This is a genomic window from Actinomadura macra NBRC 14102 (genome assembly GCF_001552215.1).
Classification (GTDB): domain Bacteria; phylum Actinomycetota; class Actinomycetes; order Streptosporangiales; family Streptosporangiaceae; genus Spirillospora; species Spirillospora macra.
The window spans coordinates 102,119-116,349 of record NZ_BCQT01000026.1; the positions used below are offsets into that span (position 1 = coordinate 102,119).

General features: G+C 72.0%; 12 protein-coding genes. 1 reads left to right on the forward strand and 11 read right to left on the reverse strand.

The window, feature by feature from the left end; translation table 11 throughout:
• Positions 1–54: 54 nt before the first annotated feature.
• From AMA02S_RS35555 to AMA02S_RS35585, 7 genes are all read right to left on the reverse strand, one after another.
• A complete protein-coding gene (locus AMA02S_RS35555) occupies positions 55–666 on the reverse strand; it encodes a dihydrofolate reductase family protein (protein WP_067468166.1) in 612 nt (203 codons plus the stop codon).
• 233 nt (positions 667–899) lie between these two features.
• Positions 900–2,729: a 3D-(3,5/4)-trihydroxycyclohexane-1,2-dione acylhydrolase (decyclizing) gene (iolD, locus tag AMA02S_RS35560; protein ID WP_067467973.1), complete on the reverse strand. Its 1,830-nt coding sequence runs from the start codon at positions 2,727–2,729 to the stop codon at positions 900–902.
• The gene (gene iolB, locus AMA02S_RS35565; RefSeq protein ID WP_067467974.1) at positions 2,726–3,664 is read right to left on the reverse strand and encodes a 5-deoxy-glucuronate isomerase; all 939 of its coding nucleotides are present in this window, start codon (positions 3,662–3,664) and stop codon (positions 2,726–2,728) included. The genes iolD and iolB overlap by 4 nt, the downstream gene beginning before the upstream one ends.
• Positions 3,665–3,678: 14 nt before the next feature.
• Positions 3,679–4,554 (reverse strand): Cgl0159 family (beta/alpha)8-fold protein, encoded by an 876-nt coding sequence (locus tag AMA02S_RS35570; RefSeq protein WP_067467976.1) that lies wholly within the window; start codon positions 4,552–4,554, stop codon positions 3,679–3,681.
• A 2-nt stretch (positions 4,555–4,556) separates the two neighbouring features.
• Positions 4,557–5,504 (reverse strand): 5-dehydro-2-deoxygluconokinase, encoded by a 948-nt coding sequence (gene iolC / locus AMA02S_RS35575; protein ID WP_067467979.1) that lies wholly within the window; start codon positions 5,502–5,504, stop codon positions 4,557–4,559.
• Positions 5,501–6,364 (reverse strand): TIM barrel protein, encoded by an 864-nt coding sequence (locus AMA02S_RS35580; RefSeq protein WP_067467982.1) that lies wholly within the window; start codon positions 6,362–6,364, stop codon positions 5,501–5,503. Before AMA02S_RS35580 ends, iolC begins: the two co-directional genes overlap by 4 nt.
• Positions 6,361–7,359, reverse strand: a complete 999-nt coding sequence (locus AMA02S_RS35585) for a Gfo/Idh/MocA family protein (RefSeq protein WP_067467984.1) — start codon at positions 7,357–7,359, stop codon at positions 6,361–6,363. The genes AMA02S_RS35580 and AMA02S_RS35585 overlap by 4 nt, the downstream gene beginning before the upstream one ends.
• Positions 7,360–7,509: 150 nt before the next feature.
• Here AMA02S_RS35585 and AMA02S_RS35590 point away from each other — a divergent pair, with 150 nt between their 5' ends.
• Entirely contained in the window at positions 7,510–8,247 is a 738-nt protein-coding gene (locus tag AMA02S_RS35590) for a GntR family transcriptional regulator (RefSeq protein ID WP_067467987.1), read from the forward strand.
• Positions 8,248–8,296: 49 nt separating this feature from the next.
• On the opposite strand, the gene AMA02S_RS35595 is transcribed toward AMA02S_RS35590, so the two are convergent.
• Genes AMA02S_RS35595 through AMA02S_RS35610 form a run of 4 tightly spaced genes read right to left on the reverse strand, consistent with a single transcriptional unit; the run spans position 8,297 to position 14,189 of the window.
• Positions 8,297–11,002, reverse strand: a complete 2,706-nt coding sequence (locus AMA02S_RS35595) for a sugar-binding protein (protein WP_067467989.1) — start codon at positions 11,000–11,002, stop codon at positions 8,297–8,299.
• Positions 11,003–11,021: 19 nt separating this feature from the next.
• Positions 11,022–11,813: a carbohydrate ABC transporter permease gene (locus tag AMA02S_RS35600; RefSeq protein ID WP_067467992.1), complete on the reverse strand. Its 792-nt coding sequence runs from the start codon at positions 11,811–11,813 to the stop codon at positions 11,022–11,024.
• Positions 11,810–12,784 carry a carbohydrate ABC transporter permease gene (locus AMA02S_RS35605; protein ID WP_084265950.1) on the reverse strand — a complete coding sequence of 325 codons (975 nt, stop codon included), beginning with the start codon at positions 12,782–12,784 and terminating at the stop codon, positions 11,810–11,812. The genes AMA02S_RS35600 and AMA02S_RS35605 overlap by 4 nt, the downstream gene beginning before the upstream one ends.
• Before the next feature lie 49 nt (positions 12,785–12,833).
• A complete protein-coding gene (locus AMA02S_RS35610) occupies positions 12,834–14,189 on the reverse strand; it encodes an extracellular solute-binding protein (RefSeq protein WP_157431055.1) in 1,356 nt (451 codons plus the stop codon).
• Between the last annotated feature and the right edge of the window lie 42 nt (positions 14,190–14,231).

Genomic DNA, 14,231 nt, shown 5'->3' on the forward strand with positions numbered 1-14,231 from the left:
CGGCCACCGCCGCGTGCACGGCGCCGGCCCGGCGGCCGGCGCCGTCGCCGCGGGTCATCCACGGGTGGCGCGGTAGGTGAGGTGGGAGACCAGGCCGGTGCCCGACACGGCGGTCTGTTCGAGCCGGAGGTCGCCGACGCCCTCGAACAGCCGCTCCCCCGCACCGAGGACGACCGGCGCGACGTGCAGCCGCAGCTCGTCGATCAACCCGGCGGCCAGGTACTGGTTGACGGTACGGGCGCCGCCGCAGACCGCTACGTCCGCCTCGCCCGCCGCGTCCCGCGCCTGGGCCAGCGCCGACCCGATCCCGTCGGTCACGAACGTGAAGGTCGTGCCGCCCTTCATCGTGACGGTGTCGCGCGGGTGGTTCGTCAGGACGAACACCGGCGCGTGGTAGGGCGGCTCCTCGCCCCACCAGCCGTTCCACTCCAGGTCCCAGTCACCCCGGCCGGGGGCGAACATGTTGCGGCCCATGATGAAGGCCCCGGCCGCCGTGATGGCGGCGATGGCCTCGGCGTTCGCCTCGGGCTCCTCGAACATCCAGCGGTGCAGCCGCTCGCCGCCCCGTCCGATCGGGTCCGTGAGGCTCTGGTCCGTGCCGGCGACGAAACCGTCCACGGACATCGCGATGTCGCAGGTGACCCTGCTCGCCTCGTTGCTGCCCATCTCACTGCCTCCGTTCCCGGCGCCCTCCCGGCGCCGCTCACCAACAGGTCGGAGCGGCCTCGCCGTCTTCGACATGCCCTTGACCGCCGCCAGCACATGGCAATCCTTTGTCCGACGGATTTGCTGATGACCGCAATCCTGTGCCGGCGGACGGCACGTGTCGGTGGGACTGAGGGCCCATCACCGGTGGGCCTAACACCACTCTTCGTCGTCGAGGTGGTCCCTTGCATCGGCTAGATCAGGGGGCGCTGGGCGGCCTTCCCTTCGTCGTAGGCCGTGCGGGCCCGTGCGGTCGAGTCCAAAGTGGACACTTCGGCGACGGGGACGTCCCACCATGCCTCGCTGTCCGGCGCCGCCACCGACGTGTCGGTCTCCACATGGACGACGGTCGTGCGGGACGAGTCCCGGGCTTTGACGAGGGCCGTGCGGAACTCGGCGGCGGTGCTGGCGCGCAGCACGTCGGCGCCGAGGGCGGCGGCGTTGGCGGCCAGGTCGCCGGGAAGGCGGAACCGGGTGCCGAACCGCTGCGCGCCGACCGACTCCGACAGGTTGCCGATCGAGGCGAAGCCGTGGTTCTGGACGAGCACGACGACGAGCTTGATCCCGTCGGCGACCGCGGTGACGAGTTCCTGCGCCATCATCAGGTACGAGCCGTCGCCCACGAGGACGAACACCTCACGGTCGGGCGCGGCCAGCTTCACGCCGAGACCGCCGGCGATCTCATAGCCCATGCAGGAGTAGCCGTATTCGACGTGGTAGCCCTTCGGGTCGCGGGTCCGCCATAGTTTGTGCAGGTCACCGGGCATCGAACCGGCCGCGCACACGACCACGTCGCGCGGGCCGCCGACCTCGTTGACGATGCCGATGATCTCCGGTTGGGAGGGCAGGGTGCCGTCCCCGGGCGCGTGGGCGCGGTCGACGGCGGCGTTCCAGCGGCCCGCCAACTCGGCGATCTCCGTCCGGTACGCGGCGGCGACCGTGTGACCGGCCATCGCCTCACGCACTGCGGCGAGGCCCGCGCGGGCGTCGGCGGTCAGCGGGAGCCCGGCGTGCTTGGCGGCGTCCAGCACGGCGATGTTGAGGTTGACGAACCGGACGCCGGGATGGGCGAACAGCGTCCGCGAGGCGGTGGTGAAGTCGCTGTACCGGGTGCCGACGCCGAGGACCACGTCCGCCTCGCGGGCGAGGGCGTTCGCCGCGGCCGTCCCGGTGGCGCCGATCGCGCCCGCCGACGCGGGGTGGTCCCACGGCAGGGAGCCCTTGCCCGCCTGGGTCTCGGCGACGGGGATCCCGGTCCGCTCGGCGAGTGCCGCCAGCTCGGCGGTCGCGCCGGAGTAGATGACGCCGCCACCCGCGACGATCAGCGGCCGCCGGGCCGCCCGCAGCAGCGCCGCCGCCTCCTCCAGCACGGCGGGTTCGGGCACCGGGCGTGCGATCCGCCAGGTTCGCTCGGTGAACAGCTCCACCGGCCAGTCGTGCGCCTCGGCCTGGACGTCCTGCGGCAGCGCGAGCGTCACCGCGCCCGTCTCCGCCGGGTCGGTCAGCACCCGCATCGCCGCCAGGAGCGCGGCCGGAAGCTGCTCGGGACGGTTGATCCTGTCCCAGTACCTGGAGACGGGCTTGAAGCAGTCGTTCACCGACACGTCGTAGGAGCGGGCGTCCTCCAGTTCCTGGAGCACGGGGTTGGCGACGCGGGTGGCGAAGACGTCGCCGGGCAGCAGCAGCACCGGAATGCGGTTGATCGTCGCCAGCGCCGCGCCGGTCACCATGTTGGTGGCGCCCGGTCCGACGGACGTCGTGCACGCGAACGCGCGGAGCCGGTCGTGCATGCGCGCGTATCCGACGGCGGCGTGCACCATCGCCTGCTCGTTGCGCGCGGCGCGGTAGGACAGCTCGCCGTCCTGCTGGAGCAGCGCCTGCCCGAGGCCGGCCACGTTGCCGTGGCCGAAGATGCCGAAGCAGCCGGCGAAGAACCGCTGCCGCTCGCCGTCGCGCTCGGTCCACTGGTTCGCCAGGAAGCGGACGATCGCCTGCCCGACGGTGAGTCGCTCGGTGGCGGTCATCGTTGTCCCTTCTGTGCGTTCCGGGGGGTGTGGGGGGTCGTCCCCTCGCCGGGGACCGGTCCGGCCGCCGATGACATCGGCAGCCTCGGGTCGGCAGGGAGCCCCGGCCAGGTGTCACGGACCCAGGCGTGCGCCGGGTCGTCGCAGATCCGCCAGGCGCGCTCGCCGGGCCCGGCCATGACGTTCAGGTAGTACAGGTCGTAGCCGGGCACCGCCATGGACGGTCCGTGCCAGCCGTGCGGGATCAGCACCGTGTCGCCCGTGCGGACCTCCTCCAGCACGTCGGTGCTTCCGTAGACCCGCTGGTAGCCCATGCCGGGCCCGCCGTCCGGAGCGTCCGCGACCTCGAAGTAGTAGATCTCCTCCAGGACCGACTCGTCGGGCGTCTGCTCGTCGTGCTTGTGCGGCGGGTAGGACGACCAGTTCCCGCCCGGCGTCAGCACCTCGCAGGCGATCAGCCGGTCGGCCTCGAACGCGCCGGGCGTGCAGAAGTTGTTGACCTGCCGGGCCATCCGTCCCGCCCCGCGCAGCTCCACCGGTACCCGTTCCGCCGGGCCGTAGCGGGGCGGCAGCCGCCGCTCGCAGCGGGCGGAGGGGAGCGCGAACCGTCCCCCCGCCCGGGAGGAGACCCGCAGCCGCGCGTCGCGGGGCGCGTAGGCGAAGTCGGTCACCCGGGAGAACACGTCGCGGCGGCCGGTCAGCTCGAACGTCACGGTGGCCACGGTCCCGGCGGGCCCGTCCGCCGGGACGCCGACCGTCACCGAGCACGAGCCGGCGAGCGGCAGCACGAGGGTCTCCGCGTCGCCGGTGTCCAGCGCGGCCTCCTCCCCCGGCCCGAGCGTGAGGACGCGAAGTCCCGAATACGTCCAGCCCGCGCTCTCCGGCGTGACCGTGCTCTCCGGCGTGCCCGTATCTCTGGGTGTGCCCGCGTGCATGGCGAATCCTCCGTTCACAGCAGACCCGCCGCGGCGTCGACGGCCCCCGCGACGTCGCCGCCGGGCGGGTAGAGCAGGGAGCGGCCCACGACGAGGCCGCGGACGGTCGGCAGCGCGAGCGCGGCCTTCCAGCCGGCCAGCGCCGCGTCCTGGTCCGCGAGAACCTCGCCGCCCAGCAGCAGGGCGGGCAGCGTCGAAGCGGCCATGACCTCCTCCATCCGGTCCACCACCGGGACCTTCAACCAGGTGTGAGCGGACGTGGCGCCGAGCCCCGAGGCGATCGACACCGCGTGGATCATCGCCTCGGGCGTCAGCACGTTGCGGACGCGCCCGCCGTCCTCGCGGGACGACAGGAACGGCTCGACCATCGCCATGAGCCCGTGCGCGGCCAGGTCCGTCACGGCACGCGCACACGCCTCCAGCGTCCGCGCGGTCGCCGGGTCGGCGAGGTCGACGCGCAGCAGCATCTTGCCGCCGTCCAGCCGCGCCCCGGCGATGGCGGGCGCGGTGTAGGCGGTGAACCTGTCGTCGATCTCGAACGCGGCACCGGCGAGGCCGCCGCGGTTCATCGAGCCGATGACGACCTTGCCCTCCAGCGCGCCGAGCAGCAGCAGGTCCTCGATCACGTCCGGGGTGCCGAGCACACCGTGCACGCCCGGACGGGCGAGCGCGACGCACATCCGCTCCAGCAGGTCCGCCCGGTTCCCCATCGCCAGCGGGTCGTTCCCGGCGCGCAGCGCGCCCCGGGCCGGGTGGTCGGCCGCGATGATCAGCAGCCGGCCGGGCGGCGCCGCGGCCCGGGCCCGGCGGGCGGCGGCCTGCGCGACGGCCGCCGGCCGCGCCGCCCTGACCTCGACCAGCTCCGCGAACCGCTCGGCGAACGTCCCCATGCTCACCCCTCGTCCTCCTCGTGCTCGGCCAGGAGGTGCTGGACCTCGTGCTCGGTGGGCATGGCGTCGGCGCAGGCGAGACGCGAGGCGACCAGCGCGCCGGCGGCGCCGGCGAAGCGGACGGTGCGCTCCAGGTCCCAGCCCTCCAGGAACCCGTGGCAGACGGCGCCGCCGAAGGCGTCGCCCGCGCCGAGCCCGTTGACGACCCGCACGGGCGTCGGCGGGACCTCGACGATCCCGGCGGCGGACGCCGCGAGGGTCCCGCGCGGCCCCTGCTTGACGATGGCGACGGACACGCCGCGGTCCAGAAGGGCGCGGGCGGCGGCACGGGGCTCGCGCTCGCCCACGGCGATCTCGCACTCGTCGAGGTTGCCGATGGCCACGGTGGCGTGCTCCAGCGCCCGGCGGACGCGGGACCGGGCCTCGGCCGGCGACTGCCAGAACATGGGGCGCCAGTCCAGGTCGAGGACGGTCGTGCCCGGGTGCGCGGTCAGCGCGGCGAGCGTCGAACCGTTGCTGGGCTCCTGGGACAGACCGGTGACCGTCGCCCAGAAGATGCGGGCGTCCCTGATCGCGTCCAGGTCCAGCTCGTGCTCGTGGATCTCCAGGTCGGGGGCTTTGGGATAGCGGTAGAAGTACAGTGGAAAGTCGTCCGGGGGGAAGATCTCGCAGAACGCCAGCGGCGTCGGGAGCCCGGGGACGTCGGTGACGAACCGGTCGTCCACGCCGTAGCCGGTGAGCGCCTGGTGGACGAAGCGACCGAAGGGATCCTCGCCCGTCCGGGTGATGACGGCGGTGCGGTGGCCGAGGCGCGCGGCGGCGACCGCGACGTTGGTCGGGCTGCCGCCGAGGTACTTGCCGAACGACTCGACCTTCTCCAGTGGCACGCCCGTCTGGAGCGGGTAGATGTCGACGCTCACCCGCCCCATCGTGATGAGGTCGTGGATCATGCGGCCTCCAGGAACGCCAGGCAGGCGCGGACGTCGTCGCGGGGGCCGGCGTCCGGCGCGGGGTCGGTGGTGAGGACCATGTCCTGTTCGAGGACGTACCAACCGTCGTACCCCGCGCCCTCCAGGGCGCCGATGATCCCGGCGATGTCGATGTCGCCCTGGCCGAGCGGGCGGTAGATCCCGTCCCGGACGGCGCCGGTGTAGGTGATCTCGCCGGTCCGCACCCTGCGGGCGAGGGCGGCGTCGACGTCCTTGAGGTGGACGTGGGCGATCCGGTCCGCGGCCGAGCGCGCCAGGTCGAGCGGGTCGGTGCCGCCGATGAGCAGGTGCCCGGTGTCGAGGCAGAGCCCGATGTCGGAGCCGTCCAGGACGCGGCCGACCTCCTCGCGCCGCTCGACGACCGTGCCGACGTGGGGGTGCAGGACGGCGCGGTGGCCACGCGCGGCGGCGTGGGTGGCGGCGCGGCCGAGGTTGGTCAAGAGGGCGGCCCAGTGCTCCTCGTCCAGGACGGGCCGTCCGTCGTATCCGTCCAGCCCGGTGGCGGCGGCGAGCACCACGGTCACGGCGTCGCCGAAGGCGTCGAGGGCACCCGCGAGATCGGGCAGCGGGTCATGTCCGGGGTCGTGCAGGACGAGCGGGACGAATCCGCCGACGGGCCGCAGCCCGTACGAGCCGAGCAGCGCCGACCGCTCGGCGGGGTCGGACGGCAGGAATCCGTCCGGGCCGAACTCGGTCGCGGCGACGCCGAGGTCGCGCATCTCGGCGAGGACGCGGCAGGCGGCGAGCTGGTGGCCCCAGCCGGGCACCTCGCAGACACCCCAGGAGATCGGCGCGGCGGCGACGCGGCCGGCGGCGATCATCGGCGGACCTCCTCGATCGTGACGGCGCGCCGCTCACGCCGGGAGACCTCGCACGCCTCGGCGACGTAGAACGCCTCCAGGCTCTCCTCCGGGGGGCACGGGCTGTCCGCGCCCGCGGCGACCATGCCGGTGAACGCGCGGAGCTCGGCCGTGTACGCCTCAGCGAACCGTTCGAGGAAGCCGGTGTGCGGCGGTCCCGCCGGCCGGAGACCGGGGCCGGCGGGCGACAGCGGGGTACGGTCGTCCAGGCCGACGACGATGCCGTCCCGGGAGCCGAGCACCTCCAGCCGGACGTCGTATCCGGCGGCGTTGTAGCGGCTGGCGGAGACCACGGCGAGGGTGCCGTCGTCGAGCGTGAGGACCGCCGAGGCGGCGGAGACGTCGCCGGCCTCGGCGAAGACGGCGGCGCCGCGGTCGGCGCCGGCCGCGGTCACCTCGACGACGTCGCGGCCGGTGACGAACCGGACGGCGTCGAAGTCGTGGACGGAGCAGTCCCGAAACAGCCCGCCCGAGGTGGGGATGTACTCCTCCGGTGGCGGGGCGGCATCGAGCGTGCACGAGCGGACGGTGTGCACCCAGCCGAGCCGCCCGTCGCGGACCGCGTCGCGGGCGGCCCGGTGCCCGGGGTCGAAGCGCCGCTGGAACCCGACCTGGACCGGGACGCCGGAGCGTTGGACGGCCGCCAGGACTTGGATCGTTCCATCAAGATCGGCGGCCACCGGCTTCTCCACGAACACCGGCAGCCCGGCCTCCACGGCGCGGATCACCAGGCCGGCGTGTGCGGCGGTGGGCGTGGCGACGACCAGGCCGTCCAGCCCGGCGGCGAACAGCGCGTCCACTCCGGCGGCGGCTCGGACACCGAGCTTGCGGGCCACCTCGCGGGCCCGTCCGGCGTCGGCATCGGCGACGAGTACCTCCTCGACCTCTGCGATCCCCCGCAGCGTCTCCGCGTGTCCCCCGCCGATCCGGCCTACGCCGGCCAGCCCGATCCTCATCCGGTCCCCCTCCCGATGCCGCGTTGCCTGTGTCCGAGTTTCATGGAACGCTCCAATAGCTGTCAACAGTATGTCATGACATATGGACTTTAGCGCTTTGTTGCGGACTGTCCGTTATCCTCATCCCGACAGAGCCGAAGGAGTCCTGAGGTGCACGGACCCATCGTGAGGCTGGATCGCGGCAGCCCGATCCCGCTCTACTTCCAGGTCGCCCGGCAGTTGGAGGAGGCGATCCGCACGGGCGAACTGCCACCGGGAGCACGGCTGGAGAACGAGCTTGAGCTGGCCGCCCGCTACCGGCTGTCACGGCCGACCGTTCGGCAGGCGATCCAGCACCTGGTCGACAAGGGCCTGCTGGTGCGCAGGCGCGGTGTCGGCACGCAGGTCGTCCGATCCCCGGTGCGGCGGCCTCTCGAACTGTCCAGCCTGTACGACGACCTCGCCGCGGCCGGCGCCGAACCGCGCACACGCGTCCTGGAGTTCGGCCCCGTCCGTGCGGACGAGGAGTCGGCCGGGCAACTGGGCGTCGCGCCCGCCACCGAGGTGCTGCGGGTGCGCCGGCTGCGTTTCACCGGCGCCGAGCCGCTCGCGCTGATGACCAACGTCCTGCCGATGGGACTGATCGACACCACCTCCGCCCATCTCGAAGAGCACGGGTTGTACGAGACGCTCCGGGACGCGGGCGTCAACCTGCGGATCGCCCACCAGACCATCGGGGCGCGGGCCGCGACCACGGCCGAGGCCCGGCTGCTGGACGAGCGGCGCGGCACGCCCCTGCTCACCATGACCCGTACGGCCTACGACGACAAGGGTGCCGCCGCCGAGTACGGCTGCCATGTCTACCGTGCCGATCGCTATACGTTCTCGCACACACTCGTGGGCAAGTAGGCACCGCCGCGCCGGCCCCGTTCAGCGGGCCCGGCGCGGCGGTGTCACGTCACCGGGTGATCCGGGCGACGGCGCTCGCCGTTCCTCCCCTCCTCGCCTCGAAGGCCACTGCCACAAGGCCGCTCGTGCCCGGCACCGTCACCGTCTGGACGCCCGCGCCACGGATCTCGACCTTCCGCGTACCGAGGACCTTGCCGTCCCACACGTGGACGTGCGCGACGCCGGGCCCGGTGGCGCGCAGCTTGACGCCGACCGAGCCGCCGGAGACCGTCGGCTTGCCGAGGATCCGGAGCGTGTCGGACCGGGGCGCGGCGGGTCCGCCCGCCAGCGGGACGCCCGTGCGCACCGCCTGGAGGATGGACTCGGGCGAGTTGAGCGAGGACGCCGCATCGGTGGGCATGACCGGCTCGCCGGGCGTGGTCGGCATACCGGGCGGCGGTGTGTGGCCCGGAAGCGAGACGAGGCCCCAGCGGTACGGGTCGCCCTGCACGCCACCCCAGGTGGACCAGCCGATCCGGGACTTGCCGATCTTGTCCTGGGTGTCGGAGTCGTACACGAAGATGTTCAGGCCCATCCGCGCCGGGTCCACGGCGGTCGGCAGCACCTTGAAGGGGATCTTCGTCTCGATCACGTACCCGTCGTACGGATTGGCCACCGTCGAGGCGACCTGCATCCCGGGCGCCGTCTCGGGCCCGCCCTGGTGCGCGTCGGCATCGCGCTCGAAGCACGGCTTGCCGTCGGACATCGTCGGGAAGATGCCGGTCTTGAAGGTGGTCGAGGTGTTCTCGGAGTCACCGCGCGGGTCGACGGCGATCTCCACCGAGTCGGTGCGCCAGTGCCGCTTGCAGTCGTCGGCGCTCAGCACGGTGCCCGGCTTGTCGTCACGGACCTTGACCAGCACGTGCAGCGCGTCGTCGGTCCAGGTGACCTTGCCGGTGGCCGAGCAGTCCGCCGCCGAGACGCAGGGTGAGCCCTCCCAGAGGCGGGAGAGGTTCAGCTCGGGGCCCGGGTACTCGCCCGGCGACTCCTTGCCGTCCACGACCGGCGTGCCCGACGCCTTCGGCAGGACGGCGGTCGGGACCAGTTCCAGCCCGCCCGTCTGCACGTCCGCGGCACCCGAGGACGGGGTCGTGGTGATCGTCACGTCGTAGTCGCCGCCGGTGCCGCCCTCGTTCGAGGTGGGCAGGGACGCGTCGGTGTTGCTGACGGTGAACGTGGCCGACCCCTTGGCCCCGGCCGCGAGCGTGTAGGGCTTGGACGGCTCGTCGGCCGCGAAGCCCTTCGGCAGGGCGAGCTTGACCGTTCCCGACTGCGCGGACGCGGTCGTGTTGGCCAGGTCCACGCGCACCTTGCGGGACTTGCCGGACGCCAGCGTGAGCACCGGCTTGACCTGCCCGGTGAGCGCGGGGACTCCGGTCTTGGCCGCCCAGGAGTCGAAGTCCGACACGCGCGGCAGCGGCTCCATGGTCCCGGTGACGGACGGCTGCACCTGCACCTGCGCGGCCGTCTGGCCCCTGGCCTTCCCGCTGGTGAGGGTCGCCGCCAGCTGGACGCGTCCGGAGGCGGCACCGGCCGGGGGCTTGACCGTGAAGGTCGCGGTGCGCTCCCTGGAGCCCACCGTGCCCACATCACCCGAACCTGTAACGTTCCAATCAGACGGAACGGACAAAGCAATCTTCGCGTCGCGCAGCTTCCTCGACGAGCTGGCGTGCGCCGTGACCTTGAAGGCGGCACCGGGCGTCACCCCGAGCGACTGCGTGGTGAGGAAGAACCCGGTGCCGAGCGGCAGGCCGCCCTTGCCGGGCTGGACCGCGCCCTCCAGCATCGCCGCCGGGCCGCTGTTCCCCAGCGTGAACGGCACCCTGCTGTGGATCTGCATGTAGTAATCGCAGCCGATCTTGGACGGGTCGGACGGCACGTCCGGGAATCCGCCCCAGCCCTGGCTCACATAGGTCCGCTGCGCCTCGCGCTCGACCTGCGCCCAGGTCTTGCCGCCGTTGCGGGCGGACGCGCGGCCGCCCCACACACCCCGGACGAGCGAGCCCGGCCGGGTGGGCTTCAGGTCCGTCTCGCACGCGGGACCCGTGGGCCCGGAGGCGCCGCCGGTCTGGAAGATCCGTCCCGGCGCCCAGGTGCGCAGCCCCTCCCCGCGGAGCTGCGCGGGGTACGCCTTGGGATCGGCCGCGGCGAAGTACGCCTCGGTCGCCAGGCGTGCCGCCTCCTGGTGGTTGCCGTGCTGGCCGGGCAACGGCGCGGGCACCATGGTGACGATCACCTTGGGCCGTGTCTCCCGCACCAGCCGGACGACCTTCTCCAGGGTCTTGTCGTGGTCCCAGGTCTTGGCGGTCAGCGGCGTGCTCACCGTGTAGTAGAAGTCGACCTCGTCCAAATAGTGGATGTCGGTGACGCCGGCCTTGCCGACGGCACGCCTTTCCTCGTTCTCGCGCAGCAGGCCGAGCGGTGGTCCCTCCTCGTTTCCGGCGGCGTTCCCGCCACCCTCACCGCGCGTGACGGTGAGGACGCCGGTCTTGGCCTTCTCGAACTCGTTCCACTGGCCGAGCGTGGACAGCGTGCCGGCCTCGTCGTCAGGGTGCGCCCCGACGAACAGGACGTCCAGCCGCCCGTCATCGGACGGCGCACCGGTCGGCGCACCGGCGTTCGGTGTGGGCGCCGCCTGGGCGGGCGGGCCCGTCAGCGCGATGGTGGAAGCCGCGAGCGCGGCGGACAGGACTGCGGGTAGGGCGAGTCTTCGCATGAACTCTCCTCTTCTTTCCCTACTCCTTGATGGCCCCCGAGAGCATTCCTGCGATGAATTGGCGTTGCAGGAAGACATAAACGATCACGACGGGGGCGGCGATGATCAGTGCGCCCGCCATGAGCAGTGAGTAGTCGGTCTTGTGCGTCCCTTGGAAGAACGACAGCCCGAGAGGCGCGGTGCGCAGCGCCTCGTCCGAGTTGATGATCACCAGCGGCAGCAGGAACTCGTTCCAGGTCCACATGGTGGTGAGCAGGAGCATGGTGAGGATCGCGGGGCGGCCGATCGGCACCAGCACCCGCCACAGCGTCGTCCAGCTCGACGCGCCGTCGATCCGGGCGGCCTCCAGCAGCGACGGCGGGACGCTGCGGAAGAAGGCCCGCATCCAGAACGTGCCGAACGCGACCGACATCGCGACCTGCGGCAGGATCAGCCCGGCGTAGGTGTTGTCGAGCCCCATCGACCTCAGGTCGAAGTAGAGCGGGACGACGACCGCCTCGGTCGGGATGGTCAGCCCCGCGAGGAACAGCAGGAACAACGCCGACGCGCCACGGAAGCGCATCGCGCCGAGCGCGTAGCCGGCCATGATCGACAGCACCGCCGCCACGACCACGGTGATCGTGGTGACGATGAGGCTGTTGCGCAGGTAGGTGGCGAAGTGACCGTCACGCCACGCGGTCCCGAACGACGAGAAGTCCAGACCCGGGAGCCGCAGCGCCTGCGCCACGATCCCGATCATCGGGAAGACGGCGATCACCGCGAAGACGGCGAGGATCGCGTGGTTGACGAGCCGTTCCCGCCGCGGGTTCATGCGTCCCTCCCTTCCACCAGGCGGCCGATGCCCGCCGTGACGGCGAACGCCAGCACCGCCAGCGTCACCCCGATGGCGCAGCCGAGCCCGACCTCGCCGGTGTTGAACGTGCGGTTGTAGACCTCGTAGGCGGGCACCTTGGTCGCGTCGCCCGGCCCGCCTTCGGTGGCCATGTAGATGAGGTCGAAGTTGCGGATCGCCATGATCGTCGTCAGCGTCAGCGCCACCGACAGCTCACGGCGCAGCGCAGGCAGGGTGACCGCGAAGAACTCGCGGACGGGCCCCGCGCCGTCGATCCGCGCGGCCTCGTACAGCTCCCGGGGGATCTTCTGTACCCCCGCCAGGAACAGCACCAGCGCCAGCCCGATCCCGACCCAGGTGCCGACGAGGCCCACGGCGGGCAGCGCGAAGGTGAAATCGCCGAACCAGCCGCGCCGCCAGTCCGGCAGTCCGAGGGCGTGCAGCCAGCCGAGGACGGTGTTGACCGGCCCATCCGTCGAGTACACCCACCGCCATGCCACGGCCACCGCGACCATCGCGATGACCTGCGGCAGGAACAGCACGGTCCGAAAGAACGTCAGACCACGGATCTTCGTCCGGGACATCGCGCCGACCAGCACGAACGCGATGCAGCACGGCAGGATCGAGTAGAACACGATGAGGATCAGCAGGTGCCCGAACGAGCCCCGCAGAGCGGGGTCGGACCAGGTGCTGGTGTAGTTGGAGACGCCGGCCCAGGTCGCCGTCCCGAGGCCGTCCCAGTGGTACAGGGAGAACTGCGCGCCGCGCACCAGCGGCCACAGCAGGAACCCCCCGTACACCAGCAGGGCGGGCAGGACGTACAGCCAGCCGATCCCCCGGGCCTCGCCGGGAGGCCGGCCCCCGTTGCGTCCCCCCGGGCGCCGCGCGGCACGCGCGTCCGGTGCCTCGCGCCGGGATCCCGGCGTCTTGTGCCGCGCGACGGTCGTCATGTGCGGGCTCCCTAGGTCCTCATCGAGCCGGTCTGTGCCCGGCCCCGTGTCACTTCTTGTTCTGGAAGGCGGTGTAGTCGTCCTGCGCCGCCTTCATGACCGCTTCCGCCGACTTCTTGCCGGCGATGAGCTCCTGGAGCGGACCTCCGAACGCGTCGGTGAAGGTGGGCGTCGCGTAGTCGAGGTAGGGCGTGGTGCCGTCGTTCTTGCTCAGCTCGGCCCAGGCCGTCGACACCTCCCGCATCAGCGCCGCCGACGGCTGCCTGGACGCGGGGAGCACCGGCAGGTTGCCGGTCTCGACCGAGACGTCCATCGCCTTCGCCGAGGTGATGAAGTTGATGTAGGCCGCGGCTACGTCCGCGTGCTTGGACTTGGCCGTGATGGACCAGGGCAGGCTCTCGCCGCCCATCGTCGACACGGGCGCCCCCGCCTGGGACGCGGGCGGCAGCATGAAGCCGACCTTCTCCTTCATGCGGTCGTTCAGGTCGGGCGCCCACCAGGTGCCGCCGAACATGAACACGCCCTCGCCCTTGGCGAAGTTCACCGGCGTGTCGTCCCACTTGATGGAGTTGGCGTTCTTGGTGAGGTAGCCCTTCTTGGACCAGTCGCCGAGCTTCTGCGCCGCCTGGACGTTCGGGCCGTCGGTCCACGCGCCGCCGCTGCCGAACACGAGCTTGCGGACGGACTCCTTGTCGGTCAGGCCGTCCTGGAGGATGCCGTAGAGCTGCATCGCGGCCAGCTTCTCGACGTTGCCGAACGCGATGGGGACCTCGCCCTTGCTCTTCGCGGTGGCGAGCGCCTGGTCGAACTCCGCCCACGTCTTTGGCGGCTGGATGCCGAGCTTGGTGAGCTTCTCCTTGTTGTAGTACAAGCCGACGATCTCACCGTTCAGGGAGACGCCGTACAGCTTCCCCGCGCCGATGAGCTTCCCGTCGTCGGTGACGCTGTTGAGGTCCATCAGGCCCTTGGGGTAGCGCTTCTTCCACCCGTACACCTGGTCGTAGGAGTCGAGCGGCAGCAGCATCCCGGCCTTGACGAACTGCGCCATGGACGCGTAGCCCTGGTTGGCCTCCACGACGTCGGGCGGGTTGTTGCCCGACAGCGCGAGCCGCAGGGTCTTCTGCAGGTCGCTGAAGGACCGCGACACCCGATTGATCTTGACGTTGGGGTAGGTGGCCTGGAACTGGGCGTTCAGCTTCTCGATCTGCTCCTTCAGCCCGCCCTGGACCTCCTGGTCCCAGACGGTGAGTGTCACGTTCCCGGCCTTGGCGACATCGGTGCTCACCGCTGCGGGCGCTTTGCTCTCGGGCTTGTCGTTGGACGAGCCCGGGGCGCACGCCGCGGCGAGCACGGTCACGAGGGCCGCCGCCGCGGCGACCGCCCCTCGCCTCATCAGTGTCGGCATTTCTGCGGCTCCCTGCTTCTTCCTGGTCTTGCCGTGTTCTGG